Genomic DNA, 19,611 nt, shown 5'->3' on the forward strand with positions numbered 1-19,611 from the left:
CGGGTGCCGGGGTCGTGTCCTCCTGCCGGCAGGAGGACACGACCCCGGCACCCGGATACCAGAAACTCGTTACTCAGTGTCGCGTGACATTCGATGCGTCTAGGGCGCGTATCGCGTTGCGATCTCTTCATGATCGATTTTCGTGGTGGGTTCGGGTCCGGTAGGTCCCCGTGTATGACGCGCGCGCAGGTGACGGACGAGGAGTGGGCGTTCATCGAGCCCTACCTGCCGGTCGGGGAGTTCGGTCCGTATCCGGCCAGGTTGCGGGCGCAGTTCGAGGGTGTGGTGTGGCGGTTTCGGACGGGCAGCCAGTGGCGGGAGATACCGGAGCAGTTCGGGGCCTGGTCGACGGTGCACAACCGGTTCCGGCAGTGGCGGGACGCCGGGGTCTTCGCGGCCCTGCTGGAAGGCATGATCGCCGAGGCCGCGAAGCGGGGTGCGGTGGACCTGTCCCTGGTCAGTGTGGACTCGACCACGTCCCGCGCCCATCACGACGCCGCGGGGATGCATCTGGATCCCGACGTGTTGGCGGCGGTGGAGAAGGCCGCCGTCGAACAGGAGAAGGCCAGGCAAAAAGGGGTGAGGCGGAAGCACAATCCGGACGCGGAGTCGAGGACGGCGACGGGCGGGAGGAACGGCGACGGGTCCGACGCCGGCACAGGGCCCGGCTAAAGGCCGCACTGCTGGGACGGTCACGGGGCGGGCAGACCAGCAAGATCCACCTTGCCGCCGACCGGCGGTGTCGACCGTTGGCGTTCGTGTTGACCGAGGGCCAGGCCGCGGACAGCCCGCAGTTCGTCCCCGTGCTGAAGAAGGTCCGGGTCAGGGGGCCTGTCGGGCGTCCCCGCGTCCGGCCCGACGCGGTCGCCGCGGACAAGGCGTACTCGTCCCGCGGTAACCGCGCCCACCTGCGCGGGCGCGGTATCAGGGCTGTCATCCCGCAGAAGGCCGACCAGGCCGCCAACCGGAAGAAGAAGGGCCGCGGGGGTGGTCGGCCGGTCCGCCACGATATCGACCTCTACAAGGAGCGGAACACCGTCGAGCGTCTGATCAACAAGCTGAAGGCCTGGCGAGGTATCGCCACCCGCTACGACAAGACCCCGGGCAGCTACCTCGCCGGCCTCCACCTCCGCGCCTCCATGATCTGGATCAAGGAACTTGCGTGACCCATCCCTTGATCACAACCAAATACGCGCCCTAGGACGCTACCTCGCCCTGTCGATCCGTTGACCAGCGCGGATAACCCGAAGTGACGGGAGTAGGGGCGACCGTGAGTAACTAATTGTGGACGGTACCGTACCCGACGGTGGTGAAACCGTACGGCTGCGGCTTGTGGTAGGTGAAGTGGTAGGTGCCGCTGTTTCCTACACCGATCCAGCAGTAGCCGTGCTGGCCGCCGGTCGTCGGGTAGGCGATCGCCGAGTAGTCGGTGCTGCCCTTGTGGAGCTGGATCACGATGTAGGTTTGTGGACCCGCGCTCGACGTCGCCGTGAAATCGTTGCAGAAAATCCCGTTGGGCGACGCGTTCATGTCGCGACCCCGCAGGTTGCTGTCGAATTCGACGGTGTAGTTGAACGGCAGGCTCGCTCCGAAAGTGCTGACTCCGCCGCCGCTCTCGGTGGTGGTGACGGTCGTGCCGCCCGGGCCCTGCGTGTAGTGATCGACAGCGATCCCGCTGGGCGCGACGTAGCTCGACGGCTTCGCGGTGGCGGTAGGGACTGGGACCGCCTTCGTCACGGGAGCGGTGTCAGCGGCACTCGCCTGCCCCGCCATGGCCAGCGCACCGATCAGCGCGGCCAACGGAACCATCAAGCGCAGCCTTCTTGAACTCACGTTGAACCCCTCACAACAGATAAGGAAACAAGAGAGCGCAGCGCAATACGCCACCGACACAGCCCAAGGGTGACGTGATTGCGGCAGCGGAAAACAACCTAGTCGACCTCTCTACGGTCAGTGTGCGTTTCGGAAAAATTTCCGCCAGAACTAGCTCGACCCTTGACGGCCCACGCGCTGCAGGGATGATGCCCGAGCGCAGGCTTCGGCGGGCCACTAAAACTACAGGGAGTAGCGACTGTCGTTGACTGTCTGTGACCATTCTTCCTATTTGAGGTGGCGGACTTTCATCGGCTTCCCGGTCCTTGTCTCGACTGTTCTCCCTGCTTAGTTCGTAGATCAATACAATGGTTATTGATCCCCAGCGCGGTCGGATGCTGGGCCAGGTGGGAACAGCGTGTATGCGATCTACCGAGGATCTTGTGGCGTATGTCGCTGTCAGTTACTGGCGCAGTGCGCGGTTAGGTCTACGCCGGAGACCGGGACAGGCTGTGGAGGGTCAAGGCGGCGCAGCCCGCTTCCTCGGCCGACGGCTGACCCGCCGGCTGGTCGACCAGGACATCGGGTTTGGCCTCGGAGGGGGCGCGCGGCGCCACCTCCATAGGTGGCCGTCGGACGGCGGTGACCACGCGGGGGCTGGCGGCGGGCCGTGCTGGGGTTGCCGGGCGTCGGCCTGGGCCCGGGCCGACGGCAGGGCCTTGCGAAGGTATGGCCCTTTCGGAGGGCACTGCCGGTCGTCTACCCGGTTGGTGACCTCGATCGTGATCCGGACGTTGCGTGACGCGCGGGTCAGCGGGATCGCGATGGTCAGGTCGGCCGGCGGGATGGCTCGGGCGTGGGGAGGACGAATCGGCCGGCCATCAGGTCCGCCTCGTCGTCGGATCACCCCCACGGGCTTGGAAGGACGTCGCGATTCCAGACATCTACGTCTGCTTCGCCGGATTACCCCTGCGGCGTGGGGAGGACATGTCGTCAAGGTCGACGAGGATCCCCGCAGGGGATCATCCCAACGGGCGTGGGGAGGACGCCCGCACGGAGGTGAGTCTGATGTCGCTGGTCGGATCACCCCCACGGGCATGGGGAGGACGTCGAACTGGGCCGGCCAGGACAGCGGGCACGTCGGCCATCGTCAGCCCTAGCGAGCGCGCGTACAGCGCGGCCCGCATCCCGCCGGCCATGGGTCGTGGAATCTACCGGTCTGCGGGTGTTCGGGCGTTGTGGAGCATGGCGGCGAGTTCGTCGAGTTCGGGCAGGTCTGGGCGGCGGCGGGTGAGGGCGGTGTGCAGGTGGCTGATCCGCTGGATCACTGCCTCGCCGGGGGAGCCGGCCATGACGGCCAGGGCGTACCGGCCGGCGTCGGCCGCGGCGACCGGGTTGTTGGGGACGAGGTTCTCGGCGAGTGCGGCCCACACGGCGCCCGCGGTGGTGGCTTGTGTGGCGTCGCGGGCGCCCAGGGTGGCGCAGGCGTGCCACTCGGCTGACTCGCCGGTGCGGAGGTCGGTGGGGGTGAGGGCGGCGTGGAGGCGGTCGCGGGTGTGGTCGAACATCCAGGAATCGGGGTGTTTGGCCAGGGTGTCGCGCAGGGTGAGGAAGGCTTCGCGGGCCTGCGCCATGTCGCCGGCGCCAGCGTGGGCGGCGGCCTCGAAGGCAGTCAGTCGGGCCCGCAGGAACGGGTGCGCTGGTGGCTGGGTCGACCTCCGGGCCGCGGCGGCCGTGTCGGCGGCGCTGCTGAAGCACCCGTTGTGGAAGGACATGCACGTCTGTAGCAGTGCGACCGAACCAGCCAGGAGCGGGTCCTCGCCTTTGGCGTGCTGCGCGGCGAGCGCCGCGAACGTGGCGGCGTTGGCGCCGTGACCTATGTGGAAGGCGAGCCGGGCGAGCAGATAGGAGGACTGCCCGCCGAGCAGGCGAAGCTCCTGATGGACGCGGAGGCTGACGCGGCGGTGGAGCGCACGGTGGATCTGCCGCTGCCGGTGAGCGAGCACCGAGAGCAGCAGGTCGGAGTCGGCCGTGTAGTAGGTGGCCATGACCTTCTCGAGATCTTCGCCGATCTCGATCAGAGTGATCGGGTCAGGGTCCGCGTGGTGCATCAGCCGGGATACGGTCGCCGCCATCGTGGCGAGGTCGCGCAGCGTCTGATCGGGAGTACCCGCTGTCGGTTCGTCGGCACCGTCCTCACCGAGGCCGAGTTCCTTGAGGTGCTGGTCGTGCCAGGCACGCCAGCGCAGGGTGAGTAGCTCCCCGGCACCGCCCAGCACGGCCTGGAGCGCGCAGACCAGGTGAACAGAGGGCAGCTCCCGCCCGTTCTCGATCCGGGACAGCCGCGCCCGGTCGCATCCGGCGAGCCGGGCGACGACCTGTTCCTGCGTCAGACAAGCGTCGCCGCGCAGTTCGCGGACTCGCCTCCCGAGTCTTTCCAGCGAGGTCCCCTGCAGGTCATCGAGGTCACCCATGTCGCCTTTTCTCCGTGCCCGTGTGGTGGCGGATCATCAGACGACGAGCATCATGCCACCCTAAGTAGAGGTGTCAGCACTCAGGAGTTGCGATCTTGTCGCAAACGGAGCTGGTCCGGTGACGAGCCGCATTCGGCCGTTGACCGCGCCTGCCGATAGGCCGCGGCAAGGTCCCGGACGAGCTCTGCCTGGCTGATGTGCCCGGCGGCGGACGGTTCGGCCGTCGCAGCCGCCGTATCAAGGATGAAGGCGAGCGGCATCCGCTGCTTCGCGTGGCTACGCCGTCGGTCGGAAGAGTTCCCGTGTCGCCGCGGACGGTCGGGCCGCCCGTGCGCCGCATCGGAAGTAGCGGGTCGACATCAGCCACAGCAGCGTGCCGCCCGGCCTCGGCGTGGTGTTTCCGTGACCCGTGATCCCGACGGTGCGCCGAACCGGACGCGCTGAGGCGGTGGCGGACGGCTCGGCCGTCACGGTTGCCGCATCACCCCGCCGCCCCCAGGACGGGGAGGGTTCTGCGTTGGCCGCGGACGGTCGGGCCGGCCAGCGCGCCGCACCAGAAGTGAAAGGCCAACTCCGGCCACGTCGGCCAGCCATCGGCTCGCCGCGGGAACCTGAAAGAAAGGGCTGGGCTATGAACAGCGAAACCGCGATCCTCGTCGAGGACATCACCACCCGAGTGCAGCGCGCCATCCGCGTCGGCGACTACCCCGCCATCGTCGGGCTGCACGGCGAGCGGACGCTGATCCTCAGCGACTACGACTACCTGACCAACTGGGTGACCAGCCTGGACTTCGAGATCCGCGCCGCCGCGAAAGCCCAGGTCAACACCACCCACCGATGGGTCTTCGCCGTCGCCCAGGTCTGGCACGACGACGGCGACACCATCCAGGCCCGGCCCCTGTTCACCGGCCCCCTTCAGCCGGGCGAGACCGAGACGATCCACTGGATGAGCTGCGACGCCGACGACGGCATCGACTACGGCCGCGTCCAGTTCGCCCGCCGCCCAGACGGCGAACCCGTCTTCGACGACGCCGAATACTTCGCCTGCCCCATGGACGCCGGCAACCGGCTGCCCGGCGCCGCCATGCACCGCCTCCTGACCGCCGGCATCCCCGACCTGGCCACAGCCATCCAGCAGCGACCCCGGATGGCAGCGATCAACAACCCGGGATGATCACTCCGGCGGTACCCCCGAAGCGGAGTGATGATCACCGAGTCGGGCGCGGTGCTGTGAACCGGTGGTTGAAGCCACCCAGACGATGAAGGCGGGTCAGACCGAGAGGTGGGCGTTCATGGCGCGGGCCTGCTCGGCGAGTTCGGGTAGTTCCACGACGGTGACGCCGGCTTGGGTGAGGAGCTCGTAGCCTTGGCAGTCGGCGACGAAGAGGCTGGGCTCGCGCCAGGCGATGACCACCCGGGGGATCTTCGCGTCCAGGATGTGCTGGGTGCAGGTGCGCGGCCGGGACTTGCGCTGGGAGCAGGGTTCAAGGGTGCTGTAGATCGTCGCGGTGGCGAGCCGGGGGTCGTCAGGGGCGATCTTCGCGAGTGCGGACTCCTCGGCGTGTACCGCGTCGTCGACCTCGCGGGAGAAGCCGAAGGCGATCTCCTCGTTGTTCTCGTCGACGATGACGGCGCCCACCGAGTAGGCGCCGTCGGCGGGCGGGCAGCGGTGGGCGAGTTCGATAGCCCGGGTCATCCAACGGTGGTCATCGAGCTGGGGCATGGAACGGCTCGTCCTTCCCTGGGTCCGGTCCCGGCACGGGTGGTGCGTCGGATGGCCGGTGGGTGGCGGTCAGGCGGTCACGGCTGTGGGGATCTGGTCCATCGCCTGGCGGAACTCGCGTACCTGAGGGACAGTCTTCCATCCGGCGACTGCTTCGTGCAGTGACCGCAGGCTGGTCATGATGCGGCCGGAATGCGTGTGGGCACCAACCGTGAGTGCGTGGAGACCGAGCGTCGCGGCTTGCTCTGGTTCGCGTGCTCCTGCGTGTGCGAGGGCTTCGCGGGCGAGGTAGACGCCGCGGTCGCGGTGGAAGGCGGGGGGCAGGCCGTCGATCGCGGTCCGGAACCCGGTGGCCGCGGCCGGGTAGTCACCGAGTGCGGCGAGGCTGTGCGCCCGCTGGACTTCGATGTAGGCGGGGCTGAAGAACTGCCCCCAGGGGTCGGTGTCGGGTTCGGCCCGGCCGAGGATGTCGTGGGCCCGGTCGTAGAGCGTCAGGCATGTGGTCTTCTCGCCGCGTAGCGCGTGGCCGTGCGCGCTGTAGGTCGCGGCGATGGCGGCGAGGCGGCCGGTCGGCTCGGCGCTGGTCAACGCTGCGTCGGCAACATCAATTGCTTCGCCTGGGTCGCCGCGGTCCGCGGCGAGTTGGCTCTTGCGGGCGAGGATGAACACGGTCGCTTTGGGGTCGCTTGCTCGGTGTGACCACTCCAACGCTCGGTCGAGCCAGTATCCAGCCGTGGCGTGATCTCCGGTGTCCTGGTGGAGCCATCCGAGGAGATCGGCGAACTGCGTTTGGATATGGAGCAGCGTCTGCCGCTGTGGGGTGGAACTCGCGCTGTGGCGGAGGTGGGTGGCGATGAGGCCGGTCTGTTCCTGTGCCGCGGTGATGACCTGGCGCGGTCCGAAGAGGTTGTCGTTCTCCGCGAGCACGGCGCGCAGCCGGGCGAAGTGGTCGACGACGCGTGGGTCCAGCGAAGCCGATCCGGGCGCGATCATCGCCATCGTGGCGAGCGGGCTGAGGGTTGCTCCGCCTGCGGCGGTGAGGCCCAGGCCGCGCAGGAATCCCCGGCGATCGAGCGGCATGAGGACGGTCCTCCCATCCGGGGCGAGCTGAGGAATAAGGATCAAGTCGCCTGGGTCCGTGAGACCGGCTGTGGCGAGGGCTTGCGTTGACGCCGAGGTTTTCCCAGTTCTGGCGGTGCTGGAGTCGGCTTTGACCGGTCGGTCGGTGGCCGATCCCCATCGTGTCGCCGTGAGCGTGATCGAGGAGCCCGCCGAGGTCCCGGCGGCTCCATCCGGCTGGCGGCGCATGCTGTTGATCAGGAACATGTCTGCCGGGGAGAAGTGTTCACGGTCCTCGACGTCGAGCAGGGCGTGGAGATCGCATCCGTACACCTCGGCGAGCACGGCGAGGATCTGCGGGGTAGGACGTCGGCGGGCTGGGTGAGGCCAGTTCTCCACCTCGCACAACCGTGGCGCGGTCATCGGGGCGGCGCCGTCCGGGTCGAGGTCGGCCTGGGTGGCGTAGGCGTTGATGTGGTCGGCGGCCTGCTGCTGTGTCCAGCCGTGTGCGACGCGGTAGGCGGCGCGGGGGCGTAGCCGAAAGCGGCGGGCGAACTCGATCGCGATCTCGTGGTGACTCATGCCGCTCGCGCGCATCCGAGTCCGCAACTCGTCCTGCTCAACCCTTTGGCTGGGCCTGTTCATGGCGGCGTCGCCACCCCTTCCAGGTCAAGGATGCTCGCTGATCCGGCAGGGGTCGCCCACCGATCGGGCCTCGACCGGAACCCGCCCACAGTAACCGGATCCTCACGATAAGGGTGGTAGGTTGCCACCCTTCGCGACCGCCTCGCCCTGCGTCCCGGCGCGACGCTGACGAGTCTGCGGCGGGCTGCCACGCGGGAACGCGGGTGACAGGCGTCCTGGACGGGACTGGCTGCGTACTGTTAGTAGCGCAGTACCAGCCGGTTCTCGGGCTTGGTTATGATCTTGCCTCTCATCTGGCTGGGGATGGGCGCGCCGGCCGGGAAGGCGAGGATTTCAGGGTCGGCGGTGCGGTCCCGGTCCCAGGCGTCGATCTGGTCGACGATGCGCGAGGCGAGATGGTGGCCGAGGGGTCCATGCCCGATGGCGCCGAGCTGCCAGCGCCCCGGGGTGGAGCTGCGCTGGATGGTGAAGTAGGCCAGTGATCCGTCTTTGGCCAGGGCTGGGCTGCGTGAGGCGATCGCGGGTGTGCACAGCCCGGTGGCGACGGCCTGTTGGTCGGCCTCGATGCGGACCGTGCCGTCGTCCACGGCGCTGAGGTGCAGCCAGACGCGGTCGAATGGTTCGTGGCCATGCACGGTCACGTCGGACCAGACGGTGGACTTCTCCTGGTCGAGGACGCCGCGCAGGGCGTCCGCGTCGATGGGCTGGTCCAGGTCGTGGTGCAGGGCGGCGAGGCCGTCGGGGTGGATGATGGTCTTCTGCTCGCCGGGTTGGCCGAGCATGGGTACGAAGCCGCACAGGAAGACCCAGTCGGACTTCCAGTGGTCTTGGTGTTTGGTGAGCGCGACGGCGCGGGTGGTGCCACGCCAGCGCAGCGGGAGGACGAGGCGGCCGTCGGGGGCGAGTTGGTCCCACCAGGTCCGGGGGATGTCCCAGGCGCCGACCGTGACGATGATCCGGTCGAACGGGCCGTGTTCGGTGGCGCCGTCGGCGCCGTCGCGGGTGAGGACCCGGACGTGAGGAAAGCCGGTGTCGTCGAGGTTGCGGCGCGCCGCGGCGGTGACGTCGGCGTTGATGTCGATGGTGGTGACCTGGCCATCGGCTCCCGCGAGCGTGGCGAGAAGGGCGGCGTTGTACCCGGTGCCGGCGCCGATCTCCAGGATGCGCTGGCCGGGCTGGATGTCGAGGGCGGTGAGCATGGCGGCCACGATGGTGGGGCCGGAGGCGCAGCTGAGGTGGGTGCCGTCGGGGAAGGTGTGGGTGATGACCGCCTTCTCGTCGTAGGCGTCGGCAAGCGGTGCGTCGGGGACGTAGCGGTGGCGTTCAATTCGTCGCAGCGCCGTTTCGACCGGCCGGGGCAGGCGCTGGCTGGTGAGGATGCGGTCGACCATCTGGTCGCGGAGAGCTTCCGGCGATGCGGCGGCGGTAGTGGTGTCCATCGGTCTCCTTCGCGGTGTGCGGGATGTGCGGTCTGCGGCGGCGTCGCCCGGTCGCGGCTGCTAGCTGATCAGGAGGCAGCGGTCCCAGCCTGGCAGCGCCGGGTTGGGTGCGATGTCCAGGCTCGCGGCGACGAGCGCGATACCGGCCGCGCCGTCCAAGAACCCCTCGCTGGTGGGTTCACCCTGGTCTCGGAGGTACTGGCGCATCTGGGCTTCGGCGGCGCCGAGCACGGCGTGGAGTTTGTCGGTGTTGGTGTCGGCTGCGGCTCGGTGGGCGGTCAGAAGCAGGCCGGCCCAGCCGTGGCAGAGTCCCGCGTCGGTGAGCCGGGCGAGTCGGCGGACGTCGGTGAGGCATCCGATCATGGTCTCTACCGCGTCGGATGCCCGTTGCCGGTCGCCAATGGCGAGGGCGGCAAGGTGCTGGGCTCGGGCGATTCCGGGACTGCCGTAGCACCAGGAAGGTCGATGCGGTCCCGGGCGGGCGATGTTGCTGGTGTGCAGCTCGTCGTGGTCGATCACCTCGGGCCACCAGGCGGTCTGCCCTTGGCCCCTGCGCCACTGGTCGAGCCACACGAGGAGGGTGTGCAGCGCGTCGGCCTGTCCGGCAACGACGATGCCCTGCCGCAGGGTGATGGCCAGGAGTGCCAGCGGTCCGGCGACGCCGTGGGCCATGCCGAAGCCGGCATGGCCGGCGTTCCACCGAGTGGATGCGTGTCGGTCGGGGCTGCCCGTCGCCCACCAGCCGGGCAGGTCGCGGCCGTCGACACGGATCGGCAGGGTCAGCCGCACCAGGTACGCGAGTACGTCCCGGAGAAGATCGCCCTCCCGGCCGCGGTGCAGGACGAGAGCACCGAGGCCGGTGAGCCCGTTGATCAGGTCATATTCGTGGGCGTAGGGCAGCTGACCATGGTCGATGCGGCGGTGGGCGGCGTGCAGGCGGCAGCGGATGATGGTGGCGATGGCGTCGTCGAGGGTGGCCAGCGCGGTGTGGTAGCCGGGATGGCCGGCGGTGTGCAGCGCATAGGCGACGGCCGGCGCGCCCTGGTACAAGCTGGCGGTGTCCGGCTGGGCGTTCAGCGGGCTTCGTGCCATCGCCGCCGCGAGGTGGTGCACCGTCCCCCAGCCTTCGATGCCAGCACGGGCATGAGCGATCTGCGCCAGCGCGATGCCTGGTGCTCCCTCACCGAGGGACTGGGCCCACTGTGCCGATCCAGCGCTTCCCAAGACCGGGATTGCTGGGAGGCGGAGCGTGTTCATGCGCTGTGCGCCGTGGTGTGCGCGCGTCGGGTGAGGGCGATCTGCCGGGCCAGGCGCCGGCAGGTGGCCTCGTCGACGCGGTCGGCGAGCCTGGCGCGGTTGTGGTGCATGTGCAGGAGCGCGGACAGAACCTGGTCGGCATCGGTGTCGCCGGCTAGGGCGAGCCGATAGCGGGTCAGCGCTTCCCGGCGGGCCTCCCACGCCTGGACGAGGACGTCGGGCAGGGAGGTATCGCCCGGGAGGGTTCCTCGCGTTGCCCAGCGGGTGACCTGCTCGGTGACGGTCCGATCCGCGGACGACGCGGTTTTGGCCGCGAGGTGTTCCAGGAGCCAGCCGTTCGCGCGGACAGGGTCGGGGTGGAAGCTGTCGGCGATCTCCACCATGCCGATGGCGGTGAGCGCCATCGGGTGGACGGCGAGTGGCGTCGCGAGTTGGAGCGCGACCACGTGCGAGTCGGCCGCGAACACCGCTTCGGCGGCGTCCATCGCGGCGCCGTTGCCGTAGCGGCCGACCTCGGGGTGATAGGTCGCCAGGGACAGCCGGGACGCCACGCCCGCGTCGCAGAGCTGCTGCCCCCACTGACCGACCGCACAGGCCACCGCGGCGTACTCCTCGGGGCCGGCGGCCCGAATCCGCAGCCGTAGATGATCGGTCTCGCGGACGCTGCGGTAGCGGGCGAACCAGTACGGCCGGTCGCCGTCGAACAGGGCAAGCAACTGGGGCAGGTGCGTGCGGAGGATGTCGTCGAGACGTTCGGGATGGGTGAAGATCTGCGCGTAGAGCCAGGAACTGTGCGGCGAGGCTGGCCGGTGCGCGACGTTCGCGTTGGTCACGAGTGGCAGGGCGCCAGTGACGAGGTTTGGCGCCGCTGGCACCGCGCGGACGAACGGCATGACGATCTCGTGCACGTGGCCGCCGATCCACCGCGTGCCCTCGGCGGTGTCGGCCTCGGTCAGCGTCGCGTGGCCGTGTTTGTCCAGGTGTTCGCGCAGGATCGCCAGGTGCGCGTCCACGGTGAGATCCAGGCGTAGTGACCGGTGATCGTCATGGAGCTCTACCGTGTCCGGGCAGGCCCATCGCTGCCGCCATCGGGCGAATGCCTGTTCCCAGCAGTGGGCGCCGGCGTGGAGGGCTGTGTGGTCCGCGGCGCTGATCCGCCACGTCGCGGGCGACAGGATCGCGCGCCGGTAGCGCACCCGAGGCATGTAGGGCAGGCGCGCGGCCAGCGGTCCCCAGTCGAACTCGGTGAAGCGGGCGAGGAAGCCACGGGTCAGCGTGGCGAGGAACCGGGCCAGCGGCGGTGCCTGCTTGCGCAGGGCGAGCGCGTGGAAGACCTGCGGTTCGACGAGCTGGCGCCGCGAGATGCTGACCAGGTGCAGCCCATCGGCCACCGCGACGATACCGAGGTCATCCAGGCGGATCGCGGTCGCGTCGTCAGTCCGGTGCTCGCCGACCGGTAGCACGTGAGGCAGCCAACGGGGAACTCGAGAGACGTTCTCCGAATGGGGGAACAGCGGCGGGAACGACAGCTGGACCGGCAGCGCGCCCTCGACGGCCGTAGGCGCGGCGGCGAAGACGGAGTCCAGGCCGGCGCGGCTGACGGCCGAGCCGAACCGGCAGGTGAGCGTGCCGAACGCCCACGCAGGGTGGACGCTGAACGTGTAGTCCCCTGCCGCAAGCGCCTGGACGGTGGAAGCGTGCACACGGGCGCCCAGCTCGACGTGCGGCGGAATCCAGCGCGGGTCCACCGGAGTGTCCGCCGTGATCACGGCGATGAGCTCGTCGGTGAGCACGAGCTCGCGCTGTCCTGCGGTGACCGCGTCCCAGGCCAGGCGCAGCAGTTCCTCGTCGCGGCGGCTGACCGTGACCTCGGGCTCGGCCAGCATGGTGCCCGGGAAGCCCGCTGGCCAGCCGATGCCTGTATCGGGATGCACCGCGTCCCGGACGGGCACGAGCGCTCCTGTGCCGTAGCGGTCCCAGAACTCGCGGCACCAGTCGTTCCACCCCTGGTCCGGACGCGGCTGGCGGGTAAGCCGCAGTAAAGCACCTACCGCGTAGGCCATCTCGCCAGCGAGGTCGACGGAGACGGCAACATCACAGTCGAGGTGAAGATCACCCGCCAGTGGTGTCCGGCCAGCCGGCGACAGACGACGCATGCGGGCCGATGCCTCGTCCCGTAGCCGTGGCCGCGCCCGCGACGCGGCGTCCTCGGCGTTGTGGGCGCGGATCACCCGTTGGATGGCACGTAGCTCGCTCAGCGTGGTACCCGCCGCTTCAACACCGCCGGCCACCGCGCGTTCGACCGTCGCGACCATGTGCTCCAGCGGGTCGGTCACCGTCATGGGCGCACGAAGGCTTGTGATCAGAATGCCCTGCGTGACCAGATCGCCGAGGGTCTGGCGGACGGCCGAGAAAGGTACGGCCGGGAACGCCATCGCGACCTGGTCGAGCAGGACGTGGAACGGGATCGGCTTGGCGGCCAGGCCGCGGACGAGGCGCATGACGGAGGTGTTGCGTACCGTCACCCGCCCCGGGCCGCGGGGCATCTCGATCCGGTCGCCGCGTTCGACCAGCAGGTCGCAGGCCACGACATCCAGATGCGTGAGCAGGTCGGGCAGCGCCTCGAGCCGTTCGGCGACATCGTCCAACCACAGTGTGTCCGCCCGCAGGACCAGCCGGTGGCCCACACCCCAGCGCACCCGCACGTCCTCGCCGACCTGGACCCCGGCAACCCCCGCGAACAGGCCGAACGGGGTAGGGCGTCCCATCGAACGCAACAGGTACCGGACGACCGCCGAGGTCACCCGCCGAACCTGCCTTCCGCCCGCCGGCTGGCCGTCGAGCACAGCCTCGACCTGAGCGGCAAACGAACCGCTCGCGTAGCGGATCGCATCGGCGAACCCGGGCAGCGCCCAGACAGCGCGTAGCCACGACCGGCACGAGTCCGGATCAGACAACGTCGGCCATTCTCCCGGCTGCTGGGACAGCGGAAGGACCGCCGCCCGCAGCATCGCACCACCAGCGTGGCGGTACAGCCGCACGTTCGCGTCGATCATCACCCCTCCGTCGAACGCCGCAGCCGCCGGCCCACCGCGCGGAGACAACCGGTGAGCCGGAGCCGCAGCCCCTACCCGATCAGTCGCTGATACACGCGGACCCACAGGTCGAACCGCAGGTGTCACTGGTGTCGCACGCCCGGATCGTGTAGCCGGGCGCCGCGTCGACCGTCACCTGCACATCCAGCTGGAACTCGTCCAGCAGGCCGAGCGGCGCCGGATCGGTCCGCTCCAGAACCGCGCTGGCGGAACCATCGAGCGTCATGGTCATCAACTCCTTCAAAGGAGGACAAACAGGGCCGCGCCCGGAGGGCGTGCCGCAAGGATGCTCCGCCCCGGCCCGTGAATCATTCCCTCGACCCAGAATCTTGTAATTCGTGCTCCTGGTGCGCTTGACCTGCGAAAACAGCGTCCGTAGCCAGATTCTGTTCGGCGCTGAGCCCGGGATTGACGTCGAATCGTTCGTCAGCCACGAATCGGCATGCCCCGCGTGACCGCACGCGCGGCGGCCGCCACGTCGCGGCGGCGCGCAGGCCTCGGCGAGGGTCTGCAGGGCGAGCCGGTGGGCAGACTGCACGGTGATGCCTGGTGCCACCGCGTGCTACCGATCTCTCTTGGTGAAAAAGTAAGATCCACGACATGGGTACGGACGGCTTTTCGGGGCGTCCGGTGCTCTTCCTCGATGTCGACGGACCGCTCATTCCTTTCGGCCGGTCGGCGGCGGAGTACCCGACCTACCGGGGTGGCTCTGTATTGGGTGGGTGCGGTGCGAACCCGCTGCTGGGCCGGATCAACCCGGACCACGGGCTGCGGTTAGCCGCGCTATCGTGCGAGCTCGTCTGGGCGACGTCCTGGATGGCCGAGGCGAACGACTGCGTCGCGCCCTGGATGGGCCTGCCCGAGTTGGCCGTCGTGACCTGGCCGGACCCCTGTGACCTCGACGAGTGCGACGAGCGCGAGGGCCTGCATTGGAAGACGCGCACGCTGGTCGGCTGGGCGGCCGGGCGCCCCTTCGTCTGGCTCGACGACGAGCTGACCGATGCCGACCGGGTCTGGGTCGCGGCACATCATCGAGGGCACGCCTACCTTCACCGGGTCGACCCGCGATGTGGCCTCGCTGACGCCGACTACGTTGCCGTCCAGCAGTGGCTGACTGACAGGACGAGATCGGAATAGAGGCTCGCCGGCCCGAAGCCATTGTCGATCTTCCTGGGGTGGAGAGATCCGCTCGTTGGTGGCGCGCAGGAGCTGCGGTCCGATCGCCTGCCGGCGACACCTGTAAGGCGGAGGATCGCGGTCCGCCCCGCCCCTGCTGCCTGTGGCGATCCGTGGTTCGCAGGAGACGCTGCACTCGTGGACAGCGCGTTAGGCCGGTGGGCGGAGCAGGTCGGGTAGTTCGGTGAGGGAGTTGATGCGCCAGTCGGCGGTGTCGAGGATGGCGGGGTCGTTGGCCCAGAGGTGGCCGACGGGTCCGCGGCGGATGTGTGCGGTGCGCATGCCGGCTTTGTGGGCGGGGAGGATGTCGTGGTCGCGGTGGTCGCCAACGTAGAGGATCTTGGAGCGGTCGGCGGGGGCGAGGTGGGCGACGTGGTCGAAGAATGCCTGGTCGGGTTTGGTGGCGCCCCATTCGCCTGAGGTGGCGATCGCGTCGGCTGGGAGGTCGAGGGCGCGTAGCATGCGGCCTGCTTTGGCGGTCTGGTTGCCGGCGATGGCGACCCACAGGCCGCGTGCGCGTAGTTCGGAAAGCGCGGGGCGGACGTCGGGGTAGAGATCGGTGTCCTCGATCGTCTCGCCGGCCCCGGTCTCCTCGCGTCGTTGTCGTTCGGTGGCGACGTCGAAGCCGGGGCGGAAGTACTGGAAGGTGTCGGTGTTGCGGCGGCCAGCGGCGATGACGGCGCCGAGTACCGCGGAGAAGGTGTGGCGTGGGACGCCGATCCAGTCGGCCCAGGCGCCGTACTCCCGGGTGTCGTCGAGCAGGGTCTCGCCGACGTCGAACACCACCGCGGTGACCATGATCTTCTCCTGTCTTGGCAGCGGTGCTCGCCGTCGACGAGGCGCGGTTGGCGGGACCGGTTCAAAGCGGGCTGGTCGTCGGTCAGATGGCCACTTCCTGGCCCGCGGGCAGAGCGAGGGTTGGTAGGCGGTCGCCGAGGTCCTGGACGGCTGGTAATCGGGCCCAGTTCGGGTTGGCGTTCAGGTGGTGGTAGATCGCGTGGGCGCGGGTGGTCGTGCGGATGTGGTCCTTGCCAGCCGCGGCGCGCAGGGCGTCGTTGACGGCGCTGGCGGCCTGTTCGGGGTCTGGTGTCTGGCGGCGGATGAAGGCTCGTGCGAGGGCGAGGTGGGTTCCGGCGAGCTGGGCGTACCGGCCGGTCTGTCCCAGGAGGGTGAGGGAGTTTCGGGCGTGGGGTTCGGCTTGGTCGCCGCGGTTGAGGTAGCCGAGGGTGACGGCGCTGAAGGCCTCGTAGGTTTCCTCGTCGCCGGGTTCTGGGCCGGGTAGCGGGGGTCCGGTCCAGATGTTGTCGCGCATCGTCCGTAGCGCGGCGAGGGCACCGTCGGCGTCGCCGGTCTGCGCGAGTGCTCGTGCCAGTGAGCTGGCTAGCGTCGGTACGACGTAGGGATGTGCGCCGGGTTGGGCGCGGCGGGCGATGTCCGCCGCCGTGGCGAATTCGCCGGCGAAGAACGCGACCATCGACCGCAGGACGGCGACCGAACCGGCCAGCAGCGAGTCGCGCGCCGCTTCGGCGTGCTGTCCGGCCAGTACCAGGAACGTCAGTGCCGCGTGGTCGTCACCCATACCGAAGGCTAGAAGTCCCCGATACAGCGCGTACTGGCCGGCGACGAGTTCCAGGTCGGTGCGGGTGGGGCCGGTGACGCGGCTGTCGAGGAGGGCCTCGGCGGTGGTCCAGGCCTGCTCGATCGGCGCGACCAGTTCGGCGTGCGGGGTGATGGCGTACCGGGTCGTGAGGCGGTGGATGCCGTGTTGGAGCTGGGCGAGAGTGAGCGGGTCGGGTGTCGAGGCGGCGATCACGCGGGAGATCCGCGCTGCCTGGTCGACGGGTCCGAGCGTGGTGGCGGACGTGGTGAACAGCAGGCCGGTGGCGAGCAGGGTGCGGCGATCCGTGGGACTCACCTCCTCGGCGGCGGGGAGGTTTCCATCGTCGCTCCCACTGCGGGTCGTGGTCTGCCCATCCGGCCGGCCCGCCGGATTCGGGGTGTGTCCGCCGGGTGGGGCGAGTAGGGCTGTGGCGGTGGTGTCGAACATCGTCTCGAGGACGCGGCAGGACGCGGGGTGAGGGAGTGAGGGTAGGCGGCCGGCGACCCAGCGGGTGGCCTGGCGGCGGCTGATGGCGTGGTCGCGTCGGTCGGGGCCGGAGCGGCGGCCGGCGCGGTTGAACTGGCGGACGAACTCGTCGACGGTCCAGTGCCGTTCGGCGAGCAGGTGGGCGAGCAGGGTTCGGGGGACGGTGACCGAGGGCATGCGGCGCCTCCCAAGGGGTGGGTCGAACCGGGCATCCCTCACGATCCGGGTCGGTTGGCGTGTTGTCACGGCTCCACAGCGCCGCGTGTCGAAACGTCGGTGAGAAGTCCCCCGAACGGCACCCGGACAGCGCCAATACGTCCTCGTCATGGCTGTAGCCGTGGCTTGGTGGACGCCGGCTGGGCAGGGCGGGGCCTGTCCGTAGGGGTCGTGGAGGAGTCGCTCGGAACGGCCGGCGGTCGCGGTGATCGTGGCGAGCGCGGGCCCGGCCGGTGGTCACCCCCACACCGCTGGTCGGGTCCGTCCACGCGACGACGGAAGGGCCCTCGATGCACGTGATGATGGAGATTGACGGCGGGTTCGGTGGGCTGGACACCGTCGACCTGGAGCCGTTCTCGTTGCCGGCCAGGCCGGGGGTGGTGCTCGACCGGCCCGCGGAGGTCGGCCCGGTGTTCGTGGCGTCGCATCCGTTCCCGCCGGAGAGCGCGGCCCGGTCGCTGGCCGCGATGCGTGGGGAGCGGGTGCTGGTCGCCTGCCCGTGGCCGGTCTCGCCGGCGCGCACACGGCTGGCTCTGGCGGTGGGCCGCCAGCTCGCCGGCGCGCGGGAGGCGGGCTGGCCTGGACCATTGCCGGTGGTGGTCTGTCCGGTCCGGCCGCGCTGCGCCTGGCAGTCAGGTGGGGTTGTGGTGCCGCACCTGGTGTCGGTGGTGACCGAGCAGGCGGCGCAGGTCCGGGTCGTGTGGGAGATCACCGACCACGGCCAGACCCCCGGCTGGCTGTCCGGCGTGGCCCCGGCAGGTGCACTGTCCATTGCGGTGATGGCGTGACGCGGGCGTTCGCGGCCCCGGCGGGCCGCCCTTCGGAGGGGGCGGGATCCGAGGTGAGGCTCCTGCCTGCCGCGGAGGTGGCCGCCGCGGGTGGTGGAGAGGACTGGGCGGCGGTCGCGGGGGCGCTCAATGCCCGGATGGCGTTGTGCCGGATGGGTCAGCACCGGCTCGCCGAGGCGTCGGGGATCTCGGTCGCCACCGTCAGACTGCTCCAATGCGGCACCGGGCGTCGTCGGACCCGCGACGCGACCCTGGCCGCGCTGTCGCGGGCGCTCGGCTGGCCTGATGGCCATCTGGTCCACGTCCTGCTCGGCCAGCAGCCCGTCGAGAACGACGGCGCGCGGCTGCGCGCCGTTGGCGCCCGAATCCGCCCGCCCCACCAGCCCCGCCGTTCCGAGGCGCGCCGGCCCGTGTCGGGCGACGCGAAAGACGCGCAGCGGGCCTCCGACCGCGTCGGCAACCTGCCAGCGCTGGCCGCCGTCACCGAGGACCTGGCCGTCGTCGCCGATCTGCTCGCCGACGTGCTCGGCCACCTGACCCGGATCGCCGCGACGGGTCCACAGACAGCTCGGCAGTAAAGCAAGCCCACAGGCAGCCCGGCAGCAAAGGAGGAACGACATGTCCGACGTCGCACCCGTCACACGGCCCGAGGCGACCCACCTGGCCGCGTCGCCGGTCTGGTCCCGGCTGGCCATCGGCTATGTCTGCCCCATCGGTGATGGGTACGTCACTGCTGGGTTAGGCACTCCCGGGGTCCGGATTGTCGGTGTGTGACTGTAGGTTGCCGGTATGGGTGATCCGTTGAACCCGCATGACGCGGTGTTCCGCCGGGTGCTGGGCGAGCCGGCGCACGCGGCCTCCGAGCTTCGGTCGGTGCTGCCGGCCGGGCTGGTCGAGCGCCTCGAGCTGGACCGGCTGGCCCCGGTGCCGGGCAGCTTCGTCGACGAGACGCTGCGGTGGCGGCATTCCGACCTGCTGTTCACCGTCCCGATCGACGACCGCGAGGCGTTCATCTACGTCCTGGTCGAGCACCAGAGCAGCAACGACGCGCTGATGGCGTTCCGGATGTTGCGGTACGTCACCCGGATCTGGGACCGGTTCCTCGTCGACCATCCCAAAGCGACCCGGCTGCCAGCGGTGATCCCGCTGGTCGTACACCACCACCGGCGCCCGTGGGCCGCGCCCACCCGGCTGGAGGACCTGGTGGACCTTGACGGCCAGGCCGCCGAGGCGGTCTGGGAATACCTGCCCCGGTTCGGTTACCTGCTGGACGACCTGGCGGTCGTGGACGGCCCGGTGTTGCGGGCCCGGCCACTGACCCCGGCGGTGCGGCTGACCCTGCTGCTGCTGAAGATCGCCCCGGGGAACCGGGCGCTCGCCGGCGACCTGCATGGCTGGGACGAGGACATGCGGGCCGTCATGGCCAACAACATCGAGCTGTTCAGCGCACTCCTGTACTACATTCAGGTCGTGGGTGAGACGCCCATCGACGACCTCCACGACCTGGTCGCCTGGCTGGGACCGGAAGCGGAGAAGGCATACATGACCACCGCAGAAATGCTCCGTGCCGAGGGTGAGGCCCGTGGCCGCGCCGAGATGCTGGTGAAGCTGCTGACGATCAGGTTCGGCCCGGTCCCGCAGACCGCGCTCGACCTCATCCACGCCGCGTCCATCGACCAGCTCGAGACCTGGGCCACCCGGGTCCTGACCGAGCCGACGCTGCAGGACGCCCTGCGCTAGACCGCGCTGACCGACACCGCTGAGGCTGACCCGCGGCGGTCACCGCGACACGCGGCGAGTTGCCCGACCTGGTCACCTGGCTGGGACCGGAAGCGGAGAAG

At 69.8% G+C, this 19,611-nt stretch carries 15 protein-coding genes and 1 pseudogene; 6 read left to right on the forward strand and 10 right to left on the reverse strand.

Features of this window, described 5'->3' with window-relative positions; all coding sequences use genetic code 11:
• The first annotated feature begins 174 nt into the window (after window positions 1-174).
• Window positions 175-1,166 (forward strand): annotated as a pseudogene (locus tag I6A81_RS38270) (IS5 family transposase).
• A 112-nt stretch (window positions 1,167-1,278) separates the two neighbouring features.
• Here the strand turns inward: I6A81_RS38270 and I6A81_RS38275 are convergent.
• Window positions 1,279-1,800, reverse strand: a complete 522-nt coding sequence (locus I6A81_RS38275; protein ID WP_203001925.1) for a hypothetical protein — start codon at window positions 1,798-1,800, stop codon at window positions 1,279-1,281.
• Window positions 1,801-3,023: 1,223 nt separating this feature from the next.
• A complete protein-coding gene (locus tag I6A81_RS38280) occupies window positions 3,024-4,286 on the reverse strand; it encodes a helix-turn-helix transcriptional regulator (protein WP_203001924.1) in 1,263 nt (420 codons plus the stop codon).
• A gap of 631 nt (window positions 4,287-4,917) precedes the next feature.
• Between I6A81_RS38280 and I6A81_RS38285 the strand changes: the two genes are divergently transcribed.
• Complete coding sequence (locus I6A81_RS38285; protein ID WP_203001923.1) at window positions 4,918-5,460, forward strand: hypothetical protein; 543 nt, start codon at window positions 4,918-4,920, stop codon at window positions 5,458-5,460.
• Between the two features lie 96 nt (window positions 5,461-5,556).
• Here I6A81_RS38285 and I6A81_RS38290 read toward each other — a convergent pair whose 3' ends face one another.
• From I6A81_RS38290 to I6A81_RS38315, 6 genes are all read right to left on the reverse strand, one after another.
• Window positions 5,557-6,009 carry a deaminase gene (locus I6A81_RS38290; protein ID WP_203001922.1) on the reverse strand — a complete coding sequence of 151 codons (453 nt, stop codon included), beginning with the start codon at window positions 6,007-6,009 and terminating at the stop codon, window positions 5,557-5,559.
• A gap of 69 nt (window positions 6,010-6,078) precedes the next feature.
• Window positions 6,079-7,713 carry a helix-turn-helix domain-containing protein gene (locus I6A81_RS38295; protein ID WP_203001921.1) on the reverse strand — a complete coding sequence of 545 codons (1,635 nt, stop codon included), beginning with the start codon at window positions 7,711-7,713 and terminating at the stop codon, window positions 6,079-6,081.
• 239 nt (window positions 7,714-7,952) lie between these two features.
• On the reverse strand, window positions 7,953-9,152 hold the full coding sequence (gene fxlM / locus I6A81_RS38300) for a methyltransferase, FxLD system (RefSeq protein WP_203001920.1): 1,200 nt from the start codon (window positions 9,150-9,152) through the stop codon (window positions 7,953-7,955).
• Window positions 9,153-9,212: 60 nt separating this feature from the next.
• The gene (locus I6A81_RS38305; RefSeq protein ID WP_238428662.1) at window positions 9,213-10,376 is read right to left on the reverse strand and encodes a lanthionine synthetase C family protein; all 1,164 of its coding nucleotides are present in this window, start codon (window positions 10,374-10,376) and stop codon (window positions 9,213-9,215) included.
• A gap of 29 nt (window positions 10,377-10,405) precedes the next feature.
• The gene (locus I6A81_RS38310) at window positions 10,406-13,465 is read right to left on the reverse strand and encodes a lantibiotic dehydratase (protein WP_203001918.1); all 3,060 of its coding nucleotides are present in this window, start codon (window positions 13,463-13,465) and stop codon (window positions 10,406-10,408) included.
• A 79-nt stretch (window positions 13,466-13,544) separates the two neighbouring features.
• Complete coding sequence (locus I6A81_RS38315) at window positions 13,545-13,730, reverse strand: FxLD family lanthipeptide (protein ID WP_203001917.1); 186 nt, start codon at window positions 13,728-13,730, stop codon at window positions 13,545-13,547.
• Window positions 13,731-14,104: 374 nt separating this feature from the next.
• Here I6A81_RS38315 and I6A81_RS38320 point away from each other — a divergent pair, with 374 nt between their 5' ends.
• Window positions 14,105-14,641: an HAD domain-containing protein gene (locus tag I6A81_RS38320; RefSeq protein ID WP_203001916.1), complete on the forward strand. Its 537-nt coding sequence runs from the start codon at window positions 14,105-14,107 to the stop codon at window positions 14,639-14,641.
• A gap of 189 nt (window positions 14,642-14,830) precedes the next feature.
• Here the strand turns inward: I6A81_RS38320 and I6A81_RS38325 are convergent, their stop codons facing one another.
• Both I6A81_RS38325 and I6A81_RS38330 read right to left on the reverse strand, forming a co-directional pair.
• Window positions 14,831-15,478 (reverse strand): HAD family hydrolase, encoded by a 648-nt coding sequence (locus I6A81_RS38325; protein ID WP_203001915.1) that lies wholly within the window; start codon window positions 15,476-15,478, stop codon window positions 14,831-14,833.
• A gap of 82 nt (window positions 15,479-15,560) precedes the next feature.
• Window positions 15,561-16,943 carry a hypothetical protein gene (locus I6A81_RS38330; protein WP_203001914.1) on the reverse strand — a complete coding sequence of 461 codons (1,383 nt, stop codon included), beginning with the start codon at window positions 16,941-16,943 and terminating at the stop codon, window positions 15,561-15,563.
• Between the two features lie 338 nt (window positions 16,944-17,281).
• Between I6A81_RS38330 and I6A81_RS38335 the strand changes: the two genes are divergently transcribed.
• From I6A81_RS38335 to I6A81_RS38345, 3 genes are all read left to right on the forward strand, one after another.
• Window positions 17,282-17,770 carry a hypothetical protein gene (locus I6A81_RS38335; protein ID WP_238428661.1) on the forward strand — a complete coding sequence of 163 codons (489 nt, stop codon included), beginning with the start codon at window positions 17,282-17,284 and terminating at the stop codon, window positions 17,768-17,770.
• A 53-nt stretch (window positions 17,771-17,823) separates the two neighbouring features.
• Window positions 17,824-18,348, forward strand: coding sequence for a hypothetical protein (locus I6A81_RS38340; protein ID WP_203001912.1), 525 nt, complete (start codon window positions 17,824-17,826; stop codon window positions 18,346-18,348).
• A 211-nt stretch (window positions 18,349-18,559) separates the two neighbouring features.
• Window positions 18,560-19,510 (forward strand): Rpn family recombination-promoting nuclease/putative transposase, encoded by a 951-nt coding sequence (locus tag I6A81_RS38345; RefSeq protein ID WP_203001911.1) that lies wholly within the window; start codon window positions 18,560-18,562, stop codon window positions 19,508-19,510.
• The last annotated feature ends 101 nt before the right edge of the window (window positions 19,511-19,611 follow it).

It is taken from the genome of Frankia nepalensis (genome assembly GCF_016786325.1).
Classification (GTDB): Bacteria; Actinomycetota; Actinomycetes; order Frankiales; family Frankiaceae; genus Pseudofrankia; species Pseudofrankia nepalensis.